Here is a 21,923-nt window from a genome sequence, read left to right as displayed (position 1 = left end):
GCGCCCCCCTCATCCTAACCCTCTCCCACTGGGAGAGGGAACCGACCGCACTCATGTTTCCCAATGAGCAGGTTTTCACCCTCTCCCTGTGGGAGAGGGCCGGGGTGAGGGAGAGCCCCCACAACCATGCCTCCCCGGAGGCATTTTTTATATCTGGCAAAACTGCCAAACAACCTGGCAGGTGCAGGCAAACGACTTTACCGCAGGGCTGATAGGGTGAAAGCGTTAAAAACCGCCCGCAGAGAGCGGTAGCGAGCGAGAAACACAACAACAAGACGAGGTTTAAAATGGGAAGCTCCTCTATTCTTTCTCCCCGCAAGACGGCACTGGCTCTGGCCGTAGCCCTGTTTTGCGCCTGGCAATCGCCGGTTTTCGCCCACGGCGGCGAAGCCCACATGGTGCCGATGGATAAAACACTGGCTGATTTTGGGGCCGATGTGCAATGGGATGACTACGCACAAGTTTTCACGCTGATTAAAGATGGCGCTTACGTTAAAGTAAAACCGGGCGCTAAAACCGCGATCGTCAACGGCCAGCCGCTGAATCTGCAAGTGCCGGTGGTGATGAAAGACAACAAAGCCTGGGTTTCTGAAACATTCATCAACGATGTTTTCCAGTCTGGTCTTGATCAAACCTTCCAGGTTGAGAAAGCCCCGCACCCGCTTAACGCCCTGAGTGCGGACGAAATCAAGCAAGCCGTAGAGGTCGTCAAAGCCTCACCAGATTTCAAACCGAACACCCGCTTTACCGAGATCTCGCTGCGTTCACCTGAGAAAGCCGCCGTGTGGGCCTTTGCGCTGGAAGGCAAAGCCGTAACCGAGCCGCGTAAAGCGGATGTCATCATGCTGGATGGTAAGCACATCATCGAAGGCGTCGTCGATCTGCAAAACAAAAAGATCCTCTCCTGGCAACCCATCAAAGATGCGCACGGTATGGTGCTGATTGACGACTTCGTCAGCGTGCAGAACATCATTAACGCCAGCACTGAATACGCGGAAGCGCTGAAAAAACGCGGCATCAACGACCCGAAAAAAGTGATCACCACCCCGCTCACCGTGGGCTATTTTGACGGTAAAGACGGCCTGAAACAGGATGCGCGCCTGCTGAAAGTCATCAGTTACCTGGACGTGGGCGATGGCAACTACTGGGCGCATCCGATTGAAAACCTGGTCGCGGTTGTTGACCTGGAACAGAAAAAAATTGTGAAACTGGAAGAAGGCCCGGTGATCCCGGTACCGATGGCCGCGCGCGCCTACGATGGCCGTGACCGCGTCGCACCTTCGGTGAAACCGCTGGATATCATTGAACCGGAAGGTAAAAACTACACCATCACCGGCGATATGATCCACTGGCGTAACTGGGATTTCCACCTGAGCATGAACTCCCGCGTCGGGCCGATGATTTCCACGGTGACCTTTAACGACAACGGCACCAAACGTAAAGTGATGTATGAAGGATCGCTGGGCGGGATGATCGTGCCTTACGGCGACCCGGATATCGGCTGGTACTTCAAAGCGTACCTGGATTCCGGTGACTACGGCATGGGTACTCTTACCTCACCTATCGCGCGCGGTAAAGATGCGCCGTCTAACGCCGTGCTGCTGAACGAGACCATCGCCGACTACACCGGCACGCCAACCGAGATCCCGCGCGCGATTGCCGTATTCGAACGCTATGCCGGGCCGGAGTATAAGCACCAGGAGATGGGCCAGCCGAACGTCAGCACCCAGCGTCGTGAGCTGGTTGTGCGCTGGATAAGCACCGTAGGTAACTACGACTACATTTTCGACTGGATCTTCCACGAAAATGGCACCATCGGTATTGATGCGGGCGCAACCGGTATTGAAGCAGTGAAAGGCGTGAAGGCCAAAACCATGCACGACCCGAGCGCGAAAGACGATACGCGTTACGGTACGCTGATCGACCATAATATTGTCGGCACCACCCACCAGCATATCTACAACTTCCGCCTCGACCTCGACGTTGATGGTGAGAACAACAGCCTGGTGGCGATGGACCCGGTAGTGAAACCGAATACCGCAGGCGGCCCGCGTACCAGTACTATGCAGATCAACGAGTACGCCATCAGCAATGAAAAGGATGCGGCGCAGAAATTTGACCCGGGTACCATTCGTCTGCTGAGCAACCCGAACAAAGAAAACCGCATGGGTAACCCGGTTTCCTATCAGATTATCCCGTACGCGGGCGGCACGCATCCGGTCGCGAAAGGCGCGCAGTTCGCCCCAGATGAGTGGATTTACCACCGCCTGAGCTTTATGGATAAACAGCTGTGGGTGACGCGTTATCATCCGGACGAGCGTTTCCCGGAAGGGAAATACCCGAACCGTTCAACGCACGATACCGGGCTCGGTCAGTACACCAAAGACAATGAGTCGCTGGACAACACCGATACGGTAGTGTGGATGACGACCGGCACCACGCACGTCGCCCGCGCCGAAGAGTGGCCGATTATGCCAACGGAGTGGGTGCATACGCTGCTGAAACCGTGGAACTTCTTTGATGAAACCCCGACGCTGGGGGCGAAGAAAGAGAAGTGATAGGGTGAGTAGCAGGAACGGCGCTTTGCGCCGTTCCTGATTGCTGACACGGTGCGCTTTGTTGATGCCGGATGCGGCGTAAACGCCTTATCCGGCCTACATCGAGCATTAATCTTTCGTTTCAATTACTTTATTTAAAGTCGTAATAAAGGCATCCCCAGAAATTATCGTTGGAAACATCATTGAGAATTTCTTGCTACCATGACTATCAAGCACATACAGATTTTCTACCCAGCTGTCATTCGTTATGCAATCCGTCTTATTGATGACGATGTTTTTCTCATCAATAACAATCCCCTCTTTCGTCAGATAAAGAGGCTTTAAGGATGCATCTATTTTTAAATAATCTGCAATTCGTAATGCGAATGCCCGCTTTAACCACACATTCTTCGCGCTAACATAGTCAAACCTCACCTTTTGTCCCTGCTCGATTTTTTTCTGCAACGCTCTGCTTCTTTGCTCAGCATGAAGCTGCCGGAACAAGGAAATCAGCTTTTCCGAACCGGTATTTAACAGCGAAATGATAATCCAGTCATTTTGTCTGGACTTACGGTAAGCCAGTGAATTTAATTCACCCGAGTAATTTCCACGACCAACAGAGAAAAGATAGACATCCTCAATATCTCTAAAGGGGATATAGGTCTCTTTCCCGCCACATCGACTGGCTATGCCCCCTTCATACACGGTGAAGGTATATTTTGCTTTAACCGACCTGGCAACGAGCAAAGTAATCGCTGCCAGAATCAACAACCCACCACCGACGCTCATAAATAAGATAAAGGGTGATACAGGCCAACCCGTCGTATCAAAATAAGCCCCACCGTGCGCAGCTTCTCTTGAAGTGGGGATGTTCATTAAAGAAAAACAAAGAATTGCAACACCAATGAATATTACTGCACAAACTATACATCCTATAAATCTAAATTTCGCCCAACCGAAAATACCAAGTATTTTCCCTGCATCCTTTGAGATGTTCATCACATAATTCCCTGTATAGATATAAGGCACCAATCACGACTATAATCGTGACAAATTAAATATGTTTCTTTATAACAACAATCAATTATTAAGGCATTGCACGATTTATATTACCAGCATGAAATCATATCGAAAAGAGAAGAGGTCGGATGTGCGAGGAGATTTATAATGAGGGGATGCTTAGCCTGCCCTCTTTCCTGTTGAAAGTGGACAGGCTAAACACTGTTATCGCCTTTAATGAAGGATAAACTTAATACCGCACACACACCGATTTCGTTTCACACCAGCCATCCAGCCAGTCTGGCCCGAAGTCGCGCCCGGTGCCGGACTGCTTCATCCCGCCAAACGGCAGGTTGGCATCGATTAAGGTGTGGCTGTTGACCCATACTGTGCCAGCTTCTAAGCGGTCGCCGTATTCCAGTGCCTGTGACAGATTTTGCGTCCAGACGCTGGCGGTCAGGCCATATTCGGTGTCATTCGCCAGGCGCAACGCTTCTTCGCCATCGGCGACGCGCACCAGGTTTACCACCGGGCCAAAGACTTCTTCACGGGTTAAACGTAGCTTCGCGTCCGGGTTAACCACAAGCGTAGGCGCAACATAGTAACCATCGCCCGCCGGGCCGTTTGCGCCACGAATCAGCTCGGCATTGTGGGCCTGGGCATCATCAAGGAATGAGAGCACTTTATCGCAATGCAGGCGCGAAACCAGCGGGTTGATGTGCGCTGATGGCGACATCCCCGGCCCCACCTGCAACGACTTCACCGCCTGCTCAAAACCACTCACCAGCGTGTCGAACAGCGGCGCTTCGATATAAATGCGCGAGCTGGCGGCGCACACCTGGCCCTGGTTGAGGAAGCTCCCGGTCATCAGGCCTTCAATTACCCACTCCGGGTTCGCATCTTTCAGCACAATCGCCGGGTTTTTACCGCCCAGTTCCAGCGTCACGCGGGTAAGACGATCGGCGGCGGTACGCGCGATCTGCTTACCCGTCGCGGTCGATCCAGTGAAGCTCACTTTCGCCACGTGGGGATGCGACGTCAGCGCCGCGCCGCACACCGCGCCGGAACCGGTCACCACGTTAAATACGCCTTCCGGGACGCCTGCTTCTACCGCCAGTTCCGCTACGCGCAACATGGTGAGTGGCGTGGTTTCGGACGGCTTAATGACGATGGAGCAACCTGCTGCCAGCGCAGGCATCACTTTCCACATACCAATCATCAGCGGGAAGTTCCATGGCACCACGCCCGCAACCACGCCCACGGGCTCTTTACGCGTCCACGCCTGATAGCGCGCGCCTTGCGGTAATGGAATGGAAAGATCCAGCGTTTTACCGGCGATCTTCGTCGTCAGCCCGGCGGTATAGCGCATCCAGTTCAGGGTACAACCCACTTCAAAAGCGCGGGAAATAGCGATGGATTTGCCCTGCTCCAGCGTCTCCAGTTGCGCCAGCTCTTCGCTATGCTGCTCGACCAGATCGGCAAAACGCAGCAGGATGCGTTCACGCTCTGCCGGCAAACGCCCCGCCCAAACGCGCGACACAAACGCTTTCCACGCCGACATGACCGCCAGGTCAACATCTGCCACGCTGGCATCGGCGGTCGAGGAGATTGCCTGCCCGCTCGCCGGGTTAAAAATCGTCAGCCTTTTATCGCTCTGTGACGGCACCTGTTGGCCATCGATCCAGAGACCGTGCTGGCGGTCGAGAAATTGTTGTACGTTATTAAGTACCGCTACGTTTGCCTCTGACATAGATTTTCCTTATTACTTACCCATCGTGATTTCAGTCTACTCACTCTGTGACAATGGCGCTTTTTTCCCCGTGACATTCGCTTTGTCTGCTGTGACAGGCTCCGCAAATAGCGACAATAGTCGGCTTCCCCCCTATAACTTGTGAGACTTCTTTCCTATAGTCAGCGTCATTAGCTTCGTTTAGTGCAACATAAATGCAACACTGATAAAACATTTAACAGAGCGATACAGAGCCATGACCCCCGTTGTAAATCGTGATTTTGAGCAGTGGCTGACCCAGATTAATCAGGTATGCGGCAATTTTGCCGGGAATCCGTTGGCGGACGATTTTGTCGGCGAGCTGGAAACTAGTTATGCCAAAGGGTTAAAACTCAGTACCGTCACCACCCGTGGCGCAACGCTGTTTCGCACCTCGCAGGAAATCAAAGGGGGTGATGACGCCTGGTTTTATACGGTGTTTCAGTTGAGTGGCCAGGCGATGATGGAGCAGGACGCGCGTCAGGTAGTGATTGGTGCGGGTGATATCTCTCTGATTGATGCCTCTCGCCCGTGTTCACTGTACTGGGAACAGGATTCGCGACAAATTTCGCTTCTGCTGCCGCGCACCTTGCTGGAGCAGCATTTTCCGCACCAGAAGATCGGCTGCGCGGAGCGCCTGCCCTCTAACCTGCCAATGGTGCAGCTGAGCCATAGCCTGTTGCAGGAGAGCATGAACAACACGGCGATGTCCGAGAGTGAAAGCGAAGCCGCATTGCAGGCGATGGTGTGCCTGCTACGCCCGGTGTTGCATCAGCGTGAATCCACCCCGCCGCGCCGCGAGCGTCAGTTTCAAAAGGTGGTCACGTTGATTGACGATAATATTCGTGAAGAGACGCTACGCCCGGAGTGGCTCGCCGGGGAGACGGGAATGTCGGTGCGCAGCCTGTACCGCATGTTTGCCGATAAGGGGCTGGTCGTCGCGCAGTATATTCGCAACCGTCGCCTCGATTTTTGTGCCGAGGCGATTCGTCACGCAGGGGAAGATGAGAAACTGGCCGGGATTGGTTTTAACTGGGGATTCACCGACCAGAGCCATTTTTCAACGGCCTTTAAACAGCGTTTTGGCCTGACGCCAGGCGAGTACCGCCGTAAGAGCCGCTGATTATTTGCGGACCCACTTGCCGTTCAGCCCCTGAACATACTCACCGGGCTGCGCTTTGGCGATCAGCTTTTTGCCCGCCAGTTTCGCCACGTCATCGACCGGAATATTGTTCGTTTCTGCCAGTTGCTGATAGCTCTGGCTACGCGCCTGGTTGATGTTCTGCACCAGCGCCATCGTCTCTTTATCCTGCTTTAAGGCCGCGATATAGCCGCTTTGCGTCTCGCCCACGCGTCCCTGTTGACGGGCTTCATTCAACGTCAGCGCCATCGCTTGTACGCTAAAAAGCCCCAGCGCCAGCAGCGCCCATATGCGTTTTTTCATCATCCTGACCTCAGAACAAATCGCTGCGTGATTTCAGCAGATTTTCCACGTCTTTATCGACTTTAATGTGGATCTCATGCTCAATTTTCACGTTCATATTGATGGTGATAGGCTCTTTTGGCGCGGCCACTTCAATGCGTGGCGTGCAGCCCGACAGCAGCGTGGTTGCCAGCAAGCCCAGCATGGCGATGGTGATTTTCATTATTGCTCCTTACATTCCTTGCCGCCGTCACACCGCGGCACCGGAAGCGTCGCGTGTTGCTCAAGCCATGACTGAAGATTGTCGCCAAAGCGCAGGCTTCGCCACAAATCAAAAACATTTTCCTGATGCGTGTAATTTAAATGCACCGTATTACTTTTGCCATCGACACGACTGGTGCCGCTGATTCTCGCATCCAGGGTCAGCATCCCGAGGTTATCTAAATTGATTTTCGTCCACGAACGGGAAATTTCCATATAGCGCAGCCAGTTAATGGCGGCCCCGGCAGCGATATTATCCTCGACAATCGCATCCGCCATGTCTTTATCCACGCGCAGCGTCATCGGGCCGGGGTTATTCAGCCAGCCGTCTTTGATTATCCATTTGTCGTTATTCAGCCACAGCGGCAGCGCGCCGTTCATCGCACCAGACATGGCGAACTGTTTGGTATTCACCGCGCTAATCAACTCGCTGGTCGAGATATTTTGCAGGCGCAGCAGCGCCGGGTCATGCTGCGGCATGCGAAGCTGTTGCATGGTGAGCTTGCCGCCCAGAATATCGACGCTGACGTTGCTTAACTGAAGCGGCGATGCTTCGCTGTACGGCCAGGTGCCTTGTAAATCGGCGGTGACGTTTTTCGCCGTGACCTGGTTGACGATTTCGGCGATACGCAGTGAGACGGGGTGACGCGTGCCTAAATCCCAGACGCCCTCTTTGAAGCGGAACGGCAGCACAAAATCGACCCCGTTGACCTGGTTATATGGCATCCAGGCGCTACCGCCCTTCAGCACACCGTGTCCGCCCGCTTCAAAACCTTGCCCGGCGGCAGCGGAAAACGCCACCTGCGCATAAAGCTCGCCATCGCGCAGCGCCATTTTGAGGTCCGGCGGAACGAGTGGCTGGAAGACGGTTAGCGACTGTTTCGGCCACCACGCCTGGCCGCGCAGACGCTCGCCATCCCAACGGCCACTGAGCTGTATCGGGCCAATCGCCTGCGCGCGCAGGTTACCTTTGAACAGGAAGAAAGTCGGGTCGCGCCCGTCAACGCTAAATTTGAACGTTGAAGGTGGCAAAACGCTGCCGCCGGTAAAGGTGGTTTCTTCAGCATCGAGCGAGAGCGCACCATTGAAGGAAGGATGCTGTTCATCACGCACCCAGTGGATGGGCTCCTCCAGCACCAGACGAGGTTTCGCCATCGTCATGGTGCCGTACTGCAATTTATCGAATCCGGTAGAGAGCGTGTTGAGCACGATCGCGCTGTCGCGCCATGCGCCGGTGCCCTTCACGTCCCAGCGTGCCTGCATCGGCGTAAAGTGACCATCGCCCCAGTAGCGCCATTCCCAGGTCCCTTTATCCGGCAAAAAGTTATCGGCTTTCCCATCAAGGTGCAGAACAAAATTGCCTGCGGCATCTTCGTGGGCTTTTAAAATCGCCTGCAGGCGACCGTCCACCCCCTGACGCGCGACTTTAACGCCTGCCAGCGGCCAGCGAATATCATCGATATTCAAAGAATCAATAATTCGCCCCCGCGAACGCAACAGCGCGCCGGGCAGGAAAGTCAGCGAGGGGTCGGTGAGCATACCTTTCAGATGCGCAGGCAGCACCGCATAGAGAATTAAATCTCCCTGTTTGGCCTCACCCGTCAGCTGCAACGGCATATCGCTGTTTTCCATGCTGAGTTTGCCGGGGCCAATCGTCAGCACGGCGTTACCTTTACCCGCATCGCCTGAGGTCAGCACGTTCAGGCGGCCGGCGATTTGCATCTGCTCCAGCCCTTTCTGCCAGTCATCAACTTTCAGACCCACGCGCCCGCTGAGCGGAATGCCTTCCTGGAAAGGCCAACTCCAGCGACCATCGCTAAGCGTGAGCTGCTGTTCGGTGAGCGTCCAGGGAAGATCGAGCAAGGGGTCCGGCTCACCCCGCGCCATTGCCAGCAGTTGCCCCTGATTGCCGTTCCAGTCCAGTTCTGCATCCACCAGCGGGGAAATTTGCGGCAACTGGAATGTTGATTCAACATGCCCCTGCACCGGCAAACCGTCCGGTACCAGCGGCATGGTAAATTTCCCCACCAGCTTCAGCGGCGGTTCATTATCCATCACCTGCGCTTCAAACTGGCTGACCGTCAGGGATTGCCCTTCAAGGCGAGCGCTGAGTTTCGCGTCGGGCCCGTCATAATGAATCTCCTGACGCTTCGCCGTCAGTGAAAGCGCAAGCTTACCCTGCCACTTTTCCCAGGGTGCAAAACGCAGATTATCAATGGTAAGCCAGGTATTCGGTAGCATCGACTGCCACTCTGCCAGCGTGCGCGGCGCACCCGGTACCGCATCCGATTGAGGAAGTTTGCTGAAACACGCGGAATCAATATTGACGCTACCGGCATGCAGTTGCCAGCGGCTGGGGTGAGACAGCGAAACATTCTCCAGACGCGCCAGGGCACATTCACCGGCGAAATATCTCAGGTCAGGGATTTGTAATCCGCTACGCGTAATTTTGGGGCTTTGTTCAAAAGCGATGCGGGTTCCGGCCGGCAGCCAGATCCCGACGAGCGTCGGCACCCAGTAACCCAGCGTCATCGCCAGCGTCAACGGCAGGAGAATAATAAGCAGAAGTAGCGCTAAAGCGGCTTTGTATTTACCCTTCATGGGTTAATTAATATCCAGATTTATCAAGCGTAAAAGCCGTGAATGGCCAATATTGTGTCATGCCAGACCTGATAGATAAAGCTTACGTGCATTAATAGCGTAGCCTGCGCTGGCGAAACGGAAGCATTTAAGTTGAAACTTACCCCTTTAGCCACATATAGAGGATAGCGCTTCTATCACAGGTAAATCGAACCCGAACAGGAGATTATTATCTGATACGGAAAAGAATAAAGGTCTTATACTGACCTTCAGGAGCGTCTCTATCAGACTGGTTATCAACTATTTTTTATAAATTGTAAGATAATTTTAGCCATGCTAATCTGGCTCAAAAATCACCGGAGAAAAGTCTTATGAAAATCGCCGTTTATAGCACAAAGCAGTACGACAAAAAGTATCTGCAAAATGTGAATGAGGCTTATGGCTTTGAGCTTGAATTTTTCGACTTTCTGTTAACGGAAAAAACCGCCAAAACAGCTCACGGCTGCGAAGCGGTGTGTATTTTCGTCAATGATGACGGCAGCCGCCCGGTGCTGGAAGAGTTGAAGAAAAATGGCGTCAAGTACATCGCCCTGCGCTGTGCGGGCTTTAACAACGTCGATCTCGATGCGGCTAAAGAGCTTGGCCTGCGCGTAGTGCGCGTTCCGGCCTATTCGCCGGAAGCCGTCGCCGAACACGCCATTGGCATGATGATGACGCTGAACCGCCGTATTCACCGTGCGTATCAACGTACCCGTGATGCCAACTTCTCGCTGGAAGGTCTGACGGGTTTCACTATGTATGGTAAAACCGCCGGGGTGATTGGTACCGGGAAAATCGGCATTGCCGCGCTGCGTATCCTGAAAGGTTTCGGTATGCGTCTGCTGGCGTTCGATCCGTATCCAAGCGCTGCTGCGCTGGAACTGGGCGTTGAATATGTCGACCTGCAGACGCTGTTTTCTCAGTCGGACGTTATCTCCCTGCACTGCCCGCTGACGCCGGAAAACTATCACCTGCTGAACGCCGAGGCGTTTGCCCAGATGAAAGACGGTGTGATGATCGTCAATACCAGCCGTGGTGCGCTGATTGATTCTCAGGCCGCAATTGATGCGCTGAAAAATCAGAAGATTGGCTCGCTGGGGATGGACGTGTACGAGAACGAACGCGATCTGTTCTTTGAAGATAAGTCTAACGACGTGATTCAGGATGACGTGTTCCGTCGCCTGTCGGCCTGTCATAACGTGCTGTTTACCGGGCACCAGGCTTTCCTGACCGCCGAAGCGCTGACCAGTATTTCCGAAACCACGCTGGAAAACCTGCGTCAGATCGACAAAGGCGCAGATTGCCCGAACGCCCTGGCGTAAGTGCGCGCGGTTTGCCGGGTGGCGCTTGCCCGGCAAACGAAGATAACGCTTGTAGGCCGGATAAGGCATAGCCGCATCCGGCAGTCTTGCACAATGCCCGATGCGCTACGCTTATCGGGCCTACGTGAGAGCAGACGGCAGTTCAGCACGCCAGCCACTGCACTTCGCAGTCGCTTGTTCCGCAGAAAAGCAGCCTTCCCTCCGGCATCTGTAACCATCCCGCAGGGAACACCACATCACGCAAGTCGTCGCGCTTGCTCTCACCCGGCAGAAAATCATCGCGACACGCAACGATCTCGATTGGCGAACTTTGCCCACTGTGATAATCAAAGATAAACCGCGCCGCATAGTAGTGGCGGTTCAACTCCGAATCAAAATGCGCTACATGCGCCAGCACCTCAACACGCCCGTCAGGCAGTAACTGCGCTGCGTTTACGCCACACCAGTCCATACTTTCAACGTGATGTAATAAAGTGGCTTTGTCTATCGATGACGCATTGAGATCTTTAAGCGTATCAACGATCGTCCAGCCAATCATCCCGCGCCCGCCAATCGCGCCCTGGGGCCGGGTAAATACCAGCACACGTGCGTCAGGCAAAGAGACAAGCCGAATATCCTTCATTCCCCACGGGCCCTTTGTCATCAGACGCATATGGAAAATCGATGGCCCCGCCCAAAACTGGGTGCGCCAGCGTACAGGTTGGTTATGCGCATCAAATTCGACCTCTACGCCACCGACAACGCGCTGGTTATCTATCCAGCAAACGAAGGGGTCCTGAAGCGCGAAACGCGGCGCATCCTCCACCAGCAACGCATCGTTAAGCCCATCCCACTCAAAAAAACAGACCTGCGACATTTCGCTCGCCCGTGCTTCCACACGCGCGGCAATAAGCCTCCGATCCGCATCGCGAAATGGCGCGGACGAATTATAAACGTCCACGCCTTTCACGCCGTGAAAACGTATTTTTCCACACTTACGCGGCATACGTTGCGCAAGATAGCGCTGATAGAGTTCGCTGACGCGGACGACCATCACACCAGCCTCAGGTGACGCCACAGGGTATCCAGCGGCCATGTCGCCAGCGCGGTGTACTCATCCGCTGCACCGTACCAGACGTGCAGTACATCATTTCGAATCAGCGCCCCGCAGGTGAACACGACGTTGCCAAAGAAACCTTCCAGTTCATACGGTGCGGCGGGCTCTAACAATGGCACAGGTGATTTCGCCAGAATGATGGTGGGATCGTTCAGATCGAGCAGCAACGCGCCGAGGCAGTAACGCTGATCGGCATCGACGCCGTGGTAAATCTCCAGCCATCCGCGCTCGGTTTTAATCAGCGGCGCACCGCCGCCGGATTTGCGCGCATCCCACTCATCGCCGGAACGGCCAAGCAGGTGACGATGGTTACCCCAGTGCAGCATATCCGGCGATTCGCAAATCCAGATTTCCGGGTGGCCAAAGTGACACGGTGCCGGGCGCGTCAACGCCATATAGCGGCCATTCACTTTTTCCGGGAAGAAACAGACGTCGCGGTTATCCGGGCACAGGATCAGCCCTTTCTTCTCAACAGAGAGAAAATCGCGCGTTATCGCCAGCGCAGTGGAGATCCCAAGCGAGGAAACGGCGGAATAGTTGATGTACCAGGTGTCGTCGATTTTGGTGATACGCGCGTCTTCGCAACCGAATTCTTCATATTGGGTGTCGGGGATAATAAAAGGATGATCGTCGATGGTGAAGTTCACGCCATCCGTGCTTCGTGCCAGACGCAGATGCGACATCGACGTCAGCCAGACCTGTGCAGGGTCGTCCTTCAGAACAATGGTGCGCGGATCGCTGAAATCATAGCGATCATCGCGTCTATCAAACGACGTGGTCGATTCCACCCAGCCCGCGTCCGTTTTCTCCAGCAGCGGCACGATGATCAGATTGGGATCGCGGCTAATCACGCTTTCCGCTACGCGCAGCAGCAGAATGATTTCATTGCCATACTCGGTCACACCGGTATTGAACACGCATTCCACCTTCCTGCCAGGCAGAGAAGGCACGATGTCTGCCGGGGTGATCAGCGGGTTATTACTGTGCCTGTTCATAAACTCTCCTTTTAATTAAACAGCGATTCTTCGCAATCTCGGGGGCGTCATCACCATAGAGAACGTCGGCCGCGAGGGTGTGCCACGGGTTGGGCTGCGGATCGCCAAAATTAATCGCGACCCACACCTGTTCGCTGGCGCTGCGACGTGAAAACGAGATGCACGCGTTGCTTAATGTTAACGGGCCTTGCTGGCCGTGGTTTAACGCCTCGGTACAGCGTCGAAGTGCAATCAGTTGTTGGTATTGATGCCAGAGTGATGACGCATCCGCTTGCTGCGCCTGCGCATTCAGCGCACCGAAATCAGCGGTGACAGGCATCCATGGCGCGACCGTTGAGAAACCCCCATTGGGCGCATCCCGCCAGGGGATAGGCGCTCGAGAGCCATCGCGCGAGTGATCCATCGCCAGAGCCAGCGCAGCGTCAGGCGAGTTCCCTGCCGCCAGCGCAGTTTGATAATGCGTGATACCCTGGATATCAAACAGTTGTTCTGCGGTTTGCGGTCGATAGTCCGTCAGCCCCAGCTCTTCGCCCTGAAAAATAAACGGTACGCCACTGACGGTCAGTTGTAGGGCCAGCACCGCCAGCGCCCGCGCGGTATCCCGTTCGTTTTCGCCAAAGCGGCTGATCATGCGTGACATGTCATGGCTGGAGAAAAACAGCGTGGGCAGGCCGGTCTGCTGTTCAAGCGTGGCGTTCAATGCCTGGTAGAGTTGGGTGACATTGAAGGTTTTCTGGCTACCAATGTTGAAGTTAAACACTACATCCATAAGCGTAGGGCTTTGATAACGCTTCAGTACGGCCAGGTCGTCGCTGCCAATCTCGCCAATCAGGAAAAAATCCCCACGCTGACGAACATAACGGCAAAGCCGTTCCAGAGTCGCAATAATGCCCGGTTGGTTGATATCGTGTTCGTGCTTCTGCTCGCCCTCTTCTTGCGGGTTATCGGCCAGCACGCCATCGGTGGTGAGGAAGTTAATCACATCGAAGCGAAACCCATCGACGCCCTGCGCAATCCAGAAATCAATGACGCGATGAATTTCTCGTTCCACCTGCGGATTCGCCCAGTTCAGGTCAACCTGCTGCGGGGCAAATTTATGGTAATAGTACTGCCCGGTATCGGGCTCTGCGGCCCACGCGCTACCCGAGAAAAACGACTGCCAGTTATTGGGCTGGTCGCGAAAAATAAAGTAATCGCGATAGCGGCTGGCCGGGTTATTCCATGCATCCTTAAACCAGGGATGCTCAGACGAAACGTGGTTTACCACCAGATCGATAATGACGCGAATACCGCGCGCATGGCAGCCAGCCACCAACTGGCGAAAATCATCCATATCGCCAAAACGTTCATCCACCGCGCAGTAGTCGCTGATGTCGTAGCCGTTATCCACCAGCGGTGACGGATAAAACGGCGTAATCCATACCGCACCTATCCCAAGCGACTGAAGGTAATCAAGTTTTGAGATAAGGCCGGGGAAATCGCCCAGCCCGTCGTTATTGCCATCGCAGAACGACGGCAGATAAATTTGATAGCAGGTTGTCGCCTGCCACCACGGTTTACTGTCCATAGCGCGCCTTATTTGAGTGATAACGACATCCCTTCAAGGAAGTATTTGCGGAACACAATAAACAGAATGACGATCGGCAGCATTTGCACCACTGAACCGGCAAGTACCGGGCCGAGGTATACGCCATACGATTTACTAAAGGTCGCCAGCAGCACGGAGAACGGCATTTTGTCCACTTCGCGCATCACGATAAGCGGCCACAGGAAGTTGTCCCACGAGCTGGAAAAGGTGAACAATGCGACGATCGCCAGAATGGATTTATTCAGCGGCATCATGACGTGACGCAGGATCCCCCACAGGCTGGCGTGATCGAGACGTGCCGCATAGAGATAATCGTTTGGCGTGCCCTTAAAGCTTTGCGACACCATGAAAATCCCCCACGCGCTCATGGCATACGGCAGAATCATCGCGCTGTAGCTGTTGATAAGCCCCAGTTCCCGCATCAGTACAAACTGCGGAATAATGAACATGAATACCGGGAAGACCATTTGCACAATCAACAGGTTACGAAATGCATTTTTGCCACGAAACTCCGTTTTCGCCACCGCATACCCCACCAGCATGGAAGTGATTGTCACGCAGGCGGTAATGGTGATCGAGACAAACAGTGAGTTGCACAGCGTACGTAAAAACGGTTTGTCGGCGCGATTGCTGTTATCAAACAAAAAGGTGTAGTTCTCCAGCGTTAAATGACCGGAGAACAAACCAGTGGTATAGATTTCCGCCGTCGGTTTCAGCGACGAGATGACCATCCAGATAAACGGATAGAGCCAGGTGAGCGCCAACAGAAACATCAGCGCGTGGATTATAAGACTCATGGGAGTGAGCTTTTTCATTCACACAATCTCGATATTTTTTTCGTACAGTTTGCGGAAGATCCAGATCGCCAGGAAGCTGCACGCCGCCACAATAATCGACATGGTCGCCGCCCAGGTGGGCTTCATCTTCTGGAACGCCACTTCATACATCACCACCATCGGGCTGGTAGTGCTGTTAAGCGGGCCGCCGCCGGTAATCAGGTACGGTTCAGTAAAGATGGCGAAAGCCACGGTCATCGCCAGCACCACCACCATCACGATTTGCGCGTTCATCATCGGTAAGGTGATTGCCCAGCTCTGTTTGAATTTTCCGGTTTTATCCAGCAATGCTGCGCTGTAAATATCCTTCGGGATAGCCAACATGCCGGAATAAAGAATAAGCCCGTAATAGCCGACAAATTTCCAGGTCACAATCAGCGCAATCGATAACATGGCGCAGTCCGGGTTAGTAAACCACGGCACAGAGACGCCCAACCATTCACGTAAGAATTGGTTCACCGGGCCGTATTCGCTAAACAGTTTTGAAAATACGATCGAGTATGCCACGCCCGATGAAATATTGGCCAAAAGAAAGCTGAGAGCAATAAACGATTTACCATACTTAATTTTCTTCAGACCTGCCGCAAATAGCATTGATGAAATAAAAACTATCGGCAAATACCACATCAGAAAACGGCACACGTTCCACATGGATTGCCAGAATAATTTATCCTGCATCACGCCCATTAAATTTTGCAGGCCAGTGAATTTCGGCGTACCGATAAATTGCCACTGCGTCACGCTTAACACCGCCAGCCATGCCAGTGGATAAAACCAGAATAAAAGCGAATAACCGACCCAGGTGGAGGCCAAAAGGCCTCCGGTGCGGGAATCATATCCAGCCATTATTTCCCCTTATTTAGCCAGCAGGGTGTTAATTTCCTGGGTTGATTTTTCCAGCGCTTTAACAGGATCGGTGTTATTGAAAATCACCTCTTCCAGCATTTGCGTCATGCTGCGCTGAATTTCGGTAGTTTGCGTGGTAGCAACCGGCGGCAGCGCAACATCAACCCAGGAGGCAATTTCCTTTTCCAGCGGGTTTTTATCAAAGTAGCTGACAAAGGTTGGGTTGCTGAGCAGGTCAGCGCGCGCTGGCGGCATCCCGGTCAGCTCAAGCCAGGTACGGTCGTGTTCGGCATTGCTGAACACCCATTGCATAAATGCCCAGGCTTCGGCTTTGTGCTTACTGGAATTGAAGATAACCATCCCTTTACTGTCACCAAAAGTGTGCGGATGAGCGGTACCGTTTTCCGTCAGCATCGGGCCAATCTGAATAGATTTCAGCACTTCCGGGTACTGCTTACGGTAACGCGCGAGATCCCACGGGCCACGTGCGGAAGCCAGTACCTGCCCACTTGCCAGCGGATCGTCCGCTGAAGTGAAGTCGTAACTGCTCCATTTGCTGTTGAAGACTTTCCCCATAAATGTCAGTACAGCCAGCCCTGACGGATCGTTAAACTGGGTTTTATTATCAACGATATAAGATTGGCCACCGCTCTGCGCGTAGTACAGTGGGATAAGGTCGAACCAACGCTCCCACCAGTTTTTCCCTGCGGTGAGCTGGATGGTGTAGCCATTGTTATCCTGCGCGCGTTTTTCCGCCAGCTGATAGAGTTCATCGTAGCGCGTAGGCACATGATCAAAACCGTATTTCTTGAGCAAATCGCCGCGCCACCACCAGACAATGGGGTTAACATAAATCGGCAACACTGTCTGTTTGCCGTTCAGTTTCCATGCCGGAAGAATATTCGTCATTTGACGATTTTTAATAAGCTCATCGTAACCCGGCATTTTTGACAGATCTTCGGTTTGGCCAATTTCATCGAGCTGGCTGGCGAAACCGATAAAAATATTGCTGGATAAATCGGGTTCCGTTCCTGAAGCCAATGCATTCATTATGGCTTCTTCAGAACTATTTGCCGCAGGAATAGTTGTAAATTCAACGGGCGTATGAGCGGGATCTTTATTCCACTCTTTTACCATCACATTCCAGAACGCTTCTTCATTCTCATTCGGCGCAACCCACATTTTAATTGGCGCTTTCGCCGTTTCATCCGCTGGTTTTTCATCTGGCCCGCAGCCAGACAGTGAAAGCATCAGTAACGCTGACGCCGTTAATTTAGCAATCATTGCGGTCTTCACTTTATCTCTCCTCTTCCATAGAAAGGGCAATTAAATTGTTGAAAGCTGATATTTAATGGCGTGTAAATTAGCACTCTGTTTTTCTGTTTAACGTTAAACAAATCACAAAACGATTTTTGTTTAACGTTAAACTCTGCGCCTGTAGATCTTAAAAAAAAGACAAACACATAGACACCAAGAATACATAAATAACAAATATGAATTATTAAATGAAAATAAATTCAAGTAATAATACAGCCACGCCGCGTATTACGATTAAATCCCTGGCGGCAACATTAGGCGTCTCACACACCACCGTGTCTAATGCCTGGAATAACCCGGAAAAATTGTCGCCAGAATTACGCGAACATATTTTACGTTATGCCAGTGAAATCGGTTTTCAGGGGCCGGACAAACTGGCGCGCGCCCTGCGTACCGGGAATGCCAATACCATTGGCGTCATTTTTAATGACTCAATGAGCTATGTGTTTATCGATCCCCATGATATTGCGCTGATGCGCGGGATAGCCTCGCGCTGTGAAGCGCAGGACGTCAACCTGGCGCTAATTCCCCTGCGTAAACCGCAGCAGACCGGAACCGCCCCGCTCACCGCGTTGGTCGATGGCTACATACTCAATGCCACACATAACAGCGCGGATGTGATCCAGCAGATCCTGGCTCGCGGCCAGCGCGTGGTCACGCTGGATTTCCAGTTTCCGGGCTACAGCAGCGTTTCCATCGACAACGCGGGAGCGATGCACGACATCGCCCACTATCTGTTGGGCAAAGGTCATCGTCGCTTTGGCATTATCGCCTTCGCGTCACAGGCCAATGTCCTCGGAATGCGCTCGCTTCGCGAGCCAATCACTGGCGATAACATCCTGATGCTGACCCGCGTCAACGCCTGTCGCGACGCTTTTCTTGCTAATAACGTAAATGTTGAGCGCTGCTGGCTCTACGAAACTCGCCACGATGAAGAGCACGGTGAAACCGCTGCACAGGCGCTCCTCACCGCCCATCCCGACATCACCGTCCTGATATGCCTTTCTGACCGCTTTGCCGTCGGCGCGATTCGCTATTGTCAACGCGCCGGTCTGGCGGTGCCTGAACAGGTCGCCGTCACCGGCTTCGATAACCTGGCGGTTGAGGTGAATGGCGTAGGGCTAACCACCATCGCGCAGAACGCGGAACGCAAAGGCGAAATCGCCGTAGAACTGCTTTTGAGCACCGGGCCCGTCACCCACCATGAACTGCCAAGGCAGCTCGTTATCCGGGAATCGGCCTGAGATTTTAGATAAACCGAAGAGTAGATTATGGACGAACTAACTTGTTATAAAGCCTATGACATTCGTGGCGAAGTGGGCGTCAACCTTACCCCGGAGATCGCCTTTCGCATCGGCCGCGCCTGGGCGGCGTGGTTGCATCCGCGCCGGGTGGTTGTCGGTGCCGATATCCGCCTGAGTTCTGAAACGCTGAAAAGCGCGCTGATCGACGGGCTCATCGCCAGCGGCGTCGATGTGATTGATATTGGCCTGAGCGGCACCGAAGAGATTTACTTCGCCACCCGCGAACTGCGTGCTGATGGCGGTATTCAGGTCACTGCCAGCCATAACCCGGCCAACTACAACGGCATGAAGCTGGTGCGCGAAGAGGCTCGCCCGGTCAGCAATGATAATGGATTGCTGGAAGTGAAAGCGCTGGCCGAACGGAACCAATTTCCCCCCACCGTCCATCGCGGCCAGGTGATTCATTATGATAATCGTCCGGCGTGGGTCGCCTGCCTGCTGCGATTTATGCACCATGCGCCGGTTCGTCCGTTACGCATTGTGGTGAATGCCGGGCACGGTACTGCTGGTCCGGCGCTCGATGCGCTGGACGCCGGGTTGAAATCGCGCGGCATCAACGTCGAGTTTATCCGCATTCACCATCAACCCGATGGCACCTTCCCGGCGGGTATTCCTAACCCGATGCTGGCAGAGAATCGTCAGGCCACCCGTCAGGCGGTCATTGCACATCACGCCGATTTTGGCGTCGCCTGGGACGGCGATTTTGATCGCTGTTTCTTCTTTGACGAGTGCGGCGAATTTGTTGAAAGTTATTATCTCGTGGGCTTATTTGCCGAGCATTTTCTCCAGCAGGTCACGGGGGGCACCATTCTTCTGGACCCGCGCCTGACCTGGAACACGCTGGAGAGGGTCAGTCAGTTTGGCGGGAAACCGATTATCAGCAAAACCGGCCATGCGTTTATCAAAGCTCGGATGCGTGAGGAAGACGCAATATACGGCGGTGAAATGAGCGGTCATCACTATTTCCGTGATTTTGGCTACTGCGACAGCGGCATGATCCCATTGGTGCTGATGCTGCAAATTGTCGGCCAGGGTAAGTGCTCTCTCTCCTCTTTAGTGACCCTGGCACAGGCGCGTTTTCCCGTTTCCGGCGAACTGAATATGACCGTTGCCGATCCCGCGCATGTGATGGCCTGCGTGGCGCAGCACTATCAGCATGAAAAAGCACAACGCGACGACTGCGACGGCCTGAGTCTCGATTTCGCCGACTGGCGCTTTAATTTGCGTGCCTCCAACACTGAGCCGCTGCTGCGACTGAATGTGGAAACCCGCGCCAATGCTGCCCTGCTGGCGGATAAAACGGACGAACTCCTCACCCTGATTGCCGCGTACGCAAATGACAAGGAGCCGCTATGACCGCGCTAAGTCTGAAAAACATTCACAAGGTTTATGATAAAAGCACCATTATTGAGAACCTGTCGCTGGAGATCGCTTCCGGGGAGTTCATCGTGCTGGTGGGGCCATCAGGATGCGGGAAATCGACCCTGCTGCGCATTATCGCCGGGCTGGAGTCGCCCGATGGCGGTACGCTTAAAATGGGTGATCGCGACGTCACGGACGTTGCCGCCGGAAAGCGAAATCTGTCGATGGTATTCCAGTCATACGCGCTATACCCGCATATGACGGTGAAAGAAAATCTGTCGTTTGGTTTGCGTAATCTGCGCACGCCTGCCGATGAAATTGAAAAACGCATCACTCAGGCGGCGGCAATGCTTAAGCTGGATGAAATGCTCGACCGACTGCCGCAAAACTTGTCCGGCGGCCAGCGCCAGCGCGTGGCGATTGGCCGCTCGATTGTCCAGCAGCCTGAGCTGTTTCTGTTTGACGAACCGCTCTCCAACCTGGATGCCGCACTGCGCGTCGAAATGCGCCAGGAAATTCAGCAACTGCATAATACCCTGCAAAACACCATGATCTATGTAACGCACGATCAGGTTGAAGCAATGACCCTCGCTGACCGCATTGTGGTGTTATATAAAGGAAAAATTGAGCAGGTTGGCACGCCACTCGAGCTCTACAATCATCCGGCAAACCTGTTTGTCGCGGAGTTTATCGGCACGCCTAAAATCAACATTCTGCCTGCCGTCTGGCGCGAGGGTGCGCTACAGATTACGGACACGCTCACTTTCCCCCTTTCTCGTCCGCTAACCGGCGTTAGCGAGGGCGAAAAAGTGTTCGTCGCGATCCGCCCGGAAAACATTCAGTACCAGCAGTCGGGTGATTTCACCCTGACGGCTCAAACGCGGCTTTGTGAGCTTCAGGGCGATTCCACACTGGTGTGGATGGACCTTAACGGACATTCACTTTGTCTGAAATCTTTCCAGCAGTTGAGCTTCACTCCGGGCACAACTCTAACGCTCTGCGTGCAGGAATCCCATCTCCATCTCTTTGATACGCTTGGAAAAAGAGTCGCCGATCGCTAGATTTATTGCATGCGGGCATAAGATGATACTGATGCCCGCATAAGATTTCCCCGAAGCACTTTCAGATAATCCCCACAGACTCTGTTGGTTGTAAAGTTACACTCCAGAAACATTGATTGTGTGAATAATCTCTCGGGGATACTAATGAACAGAAAGGTCTGCCTGGTAGCAGCCGTTGCACTGCTGGCGGGATGTGTCTACAACAGCAAAGTCTCGACGGGTGCAGAACAACTTCAGCACCACCGCTTCGTACTGGAAAGCGTGGATGGCAAAGCGTTAGCGAAGAGTAAAACGCCGCTGGAACTCAGTTTCGGCCAGCAAACGGGTATCATTCATCAGCTACACGTTTCCGGCAATATGTGTAACCAGTTCAATGGCACGGGCCGTGTATCTGACGGTGAGCTGAAAGTGAAAGAACTGGCGATGACGCGCAAGTTCTGCACCGACCCGCAGCTTAATGAACTGGATAAAACTATCAGCACCATGCTTTCACAAGGCGCGCAGGTTGATTTGACCGAGTCACAATTGACCCTGGCCACGGCGCAGCACACGCTGATTTATAAACTGTCTGACCTGGTGAATTAACCGG

Annotated in this window: 18 protein-coding genes; 7 read left to right on the top strand and 11 right to left on the bottom strand. The window is 53.5% G+C overall.

The annotated features are described in order from the left end of the window. Positions 1 to 287: 287 nt before the first annotated feature. Entirely contained in the window at positions 288 to 2,558 is a 2,271-nt protein-coding gene (gene tynA, locus ACWWFX_RS16500) for a primary-amine oxidase (protein ID WP_473224277.1), read from the top strand. A gap of 108 nt (positions 2,559 to 2,666) precedes the next feature. On the opposite strand, the gene ACWWFX_RS16495 is transcribed toward tynA, so the two are convergent. Beyond that, positions 2,667 to 3,536, bottom strand: coding sequence for a hypothetical protein (locus ACWWFX_RS16495; protein ID WP_473224276.1), 870 nt, complete (start codon positions 3,534 to 3,536; stop codon positions 2,667 to 2,669). 250 nt (positions 3,537 to 3,786) lie between these two features. After that, on the bottom strand, positions 3,787 to 5,286 hold the full coding sequence (locus ACWWFX_RS16490; protein ID WP_473224275.1) for an aldehyde dehydrogenase family protein: 1,500 nt from the start codon (positions 5,284 to 5,286) through the stop codon (positions 3,787 to 3,789). Positions 5,287 to 5,521: 235 nt separating this feature from the next. On the opposite strand from ACWWFX_RS16490, the gene feaR reads away from it, so the two are divergent. After that, positions 5,522 to 6,427 (top strand): transcriptional regulator FeaR, encoded by a 906-nt coding sequence (gene feaR, locus ACWWFX_RS16485; RefSeq protein WP_276221474.1) that lies wholly within the window; start codon positions 5,522 to 5,524, stop codon positions 6,425 to 6,427. Here feaR and ACWWFX_RS16480 read toward each other — a convergent pair whose 3' ends face one another. The 3 genes from ACWWFX_RS16480 to ACWWFX_RS16470 are packed head-to-tail and all read right to left on the bottom strand — an operon-like array spanning position 6,428 to position 9,589. Beyond that, entirely contained in the window at positions 6,428 to 6,748 is a 321-nt protein-coding gene (locus tag ACWWFX_RS16480) for a YdbL family probable chaperone protein (protein ID WP_442961931.1), read from the bottom strand. A 10-nt stretch (positions 6,749 to 6,758) separates the two neighbouring features. After that, complete coding sequence (locus ACWWFX_RS16475; protein WP_015964564.1) at positions 6,759 to 6,950, bottom strand: YnbE family lipoprotein; 192 nt, start codon at positions 6,948 to 6,950, stop codon at positions 6,759 to 6,761. Further along, on the bottom strand, positions 6,950 to 9,589 hold the full coding sequence (locus ACWWFX_RS16470) for a YdbH family protein (RefSeq protein WP_473224274.1): 2,640 nt from the start codon (positions 9,587 to 9,589) through the stop codon (positions 6,950 to 6,952). The genes ACWWFX_RS16475 and ACWWFX_RS16470 overlap by 1 nt, the downstream gene beginning before the upstream one ends. 350 nt (positions 9,590 to 9,939) lie before the next feature. On the opposite strand from ACWWFX_RS16470, the gene ACWWFX_RS16465 reads away from it, so the two are divergent. After that, entirely contained in the window at positions 9,940 to 10,929 is a 990-nt protein-coding gene (locus ACWWFX_RS16465; protein WP_149464647.1) for a 2-hydroxyacid dehydrogenase, read from the top strand. 142 nt (positions 10,930 to 11,071) lie between these two features. Here the strand turns inward: ACWWFX_RS16465 and ACWWFX_RS16460 are convergent, their stop codons facing one another. The 6 genes from ACWWFX_RS16460 to ACWWFX_RS16435 are packed head-to-tail and all read right to left on the bottom strand — an operon-like array spanning position 11,072 to position 17,574. Then, a complete protein-coding gene (locus ACWWFX_RS16460; RefSeq protein WP_473224273.1) occupies positions 11,072 to 11,986 on the bottom strand; it encodes a DUF1861 family protein in 915 nt (304 codons plus the stop codon). Further along, the gene (locus tag ACWWFX_RS16455; protein ID WP_473224272.1) at positions 11,962 to 13,020 is read right to left on the bottom strand and encodes a glycoside hydrolase family 130 protein; all 1,059 of its coding nucleotides are present in this window, start codon (positions 13,018 to 13,020) and stop codon (positions 11,962 to 11,964) included. The genes ACWWFX_RS16460 and ACWWFX_RS16455 overlap by 25 nt, the downstream gene beginning before the upstream one ends. Next, positions 13,004 to 14,587, bottom strand: coding sequence for an alpha-glucosidase (locus tag ACWWFX_RS16450; RefSeq protein ID WP_473224271.1), 1,584 nt, complete (start codon positions 14,585 to 14,587; stop codon positions 13,004 to 13,006). Before ACWWFX_RS16450 ends, ACWWFX_RS16455 begins: the two co-directional genes overlap by 17 nt. An 8-nt stretch (positions 14,588 to 14,595) precedes the next feature. Continuing rightward, a complete protein-coding gene (locus ACWWFX_RS16445) occupies positions 14,596 to 15,423 on the bottom strand; it encodes a carbohydrate ABC transporter permease (protein ID WP_276221490.1) in 828 nt (275 codons plus the stop codon). After that, positions 15,424 to 16,290, bottom strand: a complete 867-nt coding sequence (locus ACWWFX_RS16440; RefSeq protein ID WP_276221492.1) for a carbohydrate ABC transporter permease — start codon at positions 16,288 to 16,290, stop codon at positions 15,424 to 15,426. A 9-nt stretch (positions 16,291 to 16,299) separates the two neighbouring features. Beyond that, complete coding sequence (locus tag ACWWFX_RS16435) at positions 16,300 to 17,574, bottom strand: ABC transporter substrate-binding protein (protein WP_473224319.1); 1,275 nt, start codon at positions 17,572 to 17,574, stop codon at positions 16,300 to 16,302. Positions 17,575 to 17,795: 221 nt separating this feature from the next. Between ACWWFX_RS16435 and ACWWFX_RS16430 the strand changes: the two genes are divergently transcribed. From ACWWFX_RS16430 to hslJ, 4 genes are all read left to right on the top strand, one after another. Next, positions 17,796 to 18,851, top strand: a complete 1,056-nt coding sequence (locus ACWWFX_RS16430) for a LacI family DNA-binding transcriptional regulator (RefSeq protein ID WP_276221494.1) — start codon at positions 17,796 to 17,798, stop codon at positions 18,849 to 18,851. A 27-nt stretch (positions 18,852 to 18,878) separates the two neighbouring features. Then, positions 18,879 to 20,267, top strand: coding sequence for a phosphohexomutase domain-containing protein (locus tag ACWWFX_RS16425; RefSeq protein ID WP_276221496.1), 1,389 nt, complete (start codon positions 18,879 to 18,881; stop codon positions 20,265 to 20,267). Then, positions 20,264 to 21,334, top strand: coding sequence for an ABC transporter ATP-binding protein (locus ACWWFX_RS16420; protein ID WP_276221498.1), 1,071 nt, complete (start codon positions 20,264 to 20,266; stop codon positions 21,332 to 21,334). Before ACWWFX_RS16425 ends, ACWWFX_RS16420 begins: the two co-directional genes overlap by 4 nt. Before the next feature lie 144 nt (positions 21,335 to 21,478). After that, entirely contained in the window at positions 21,479 to 21,919 is a 441-nt protein-coding gene (hslJ, locus tag ACWWFX_RS16415) for a heat shock protein HslJ (RefSeq protein WP_473224270.1), read from the top strand. The last annotated feature ends 4 nt before the right edge of the window (positions 21,920 to 21,923 follow it).

It is taken from the genome of Pseudocitrobacter sp. 2023LY-00077, from assembly GCF_055796175.1.
This window is presented reverse-complemented; position numbering and strand designations above follow the sequence as displayed.

What these genes read in the sequence shown, in the direction of transcription:
- ACWWFX_RS16475 (WP_015964564.1), bottom strand. Translation starts at nt 6,950, where the DNA reads ATGAAAATCACCATCGCCATGCTGGGCTTGCTGGCAACCACGCTGCTG.
- ACWWFX_RS16450 (WP_473224271.1), bottom strand. Translation starts at nt 14,587, where the DNA reads ATGGACAGTAAACCGTGGTGGCAGGCGACAACCTGCTATCAAATTTAT.
- ACWWFX_RS16425 (WP_276221496.1), top strand. Translation starts at nt 18,879, where the DNA reads ATGGACGAACTAACTTGTTATAAAGCCTATGACATTCGTGGCGAAGTG.
- ACWWFX_RS16445 (WP_276221490.1), bottom strand. Translation starts at nt 15,423, where the DNA reads ATGAAAAAGCTCACTCCCATGAGTCTTATAATCCACGCGCTGATGTTT.
- ACWWFX_RS16435 (WP_473224319.1), bottom strand. Translation starts at nt 17,574, where the DNA reads ATGATTGCTAAATTAACGGCGTCAGCGTTACTGATGCTTTCACTGTCT.
- tynA (WP_473224277.1), top strand. Translation starts at nt 288, where the DNA reads ATGGGAAGCTCCTCTATTCTTTCTCCCCGCAAGACGGCACTGGCTCTG.
- ACWWFX_RS16480 (WP_442961931.1), bottom strand. Translation starts at nt 6,748, where the DNA reads ATGAAAAAACGCATATGGGCGCTGCTGGCGCTGGGGCTTTTTAGCGTA.
- ACWWFX_RS16420 (WP_276221498.1), top strand. Translation starts at nt 20,264, where the DNA reads ATGACCGCGCTAAGTCTGAAAAACATTCACAAGGTTTATGATAAAAGC.
- ACWWFX_RS16430 (WP_276221494.1), top strand. Translation starts at nt 17,796, where the DNA reads ATGAAAATAAATTCAAGTAATAATACAGCCACGCCGCGTATTACGATT.
- hslJ (WP_473224270.1), top strand. Translation starts at nt 21,479, where the DNA reads ATGAACAGAAAGGTCTGCCTGGTAGCAGCCGTTGCACTGCTGGCGGGA.
- ACWWFX_RS16440 (WP_276221492.1), bottom strand. Translation starts at nt 16,290, where the DNA reads ATGGCTGGATATGATTCCCGCACCGGAGGCCTTTTGGCCTCCACCTGG.
- ACWWFX_RS16455 (WP_473224272.1), bottom strand. Translation starts at nt 13,020, where the DNA reads ATGAACAGGCACAGTAATAACCCGCTGATCACCCCGGCAGACATCGTG.
- ACWWFX_RS16495 (WP_473224276.1), bottom strand. Translation starts at nt 3,536, where the DNA reads ATGAACATCTCAAAGGATGCAGGGAAAATACTTGGTATTTTCGGTTGG.
- ACWWFX_RS16465 (WP_149464647.1), top strand. Translation starts at nt 9,940, where the DNA reads ATGAAAATCGCCGTTTATAGCACAAAGCAGTACGACAAAAAGTATCTG.
- feaR (WP_276221474.1), top strand. Translation starts at nt 5,522, where the DNA reads ATGACCCCCGTTGTAAATCGTGATTTTGAGCAGTGGCTGACCCAGATT.
- ACWWFX_RS16490 (WP_473224275.1), bottom strand. Translation starts at nt 5,286, where the DNA reads ATGTCAGAGGCAAACGTAGCGGTACTTAATAACGTACAACAATTTCTC.
- ACWWFX_RS16470 (WP_473224274.1), bottom strand. Translation starts at nt 9,589, where the DNA reads ATGAAGGGTAAATACAAAGCCGCTTTAGCGCTACTTCTGCTTATTATT.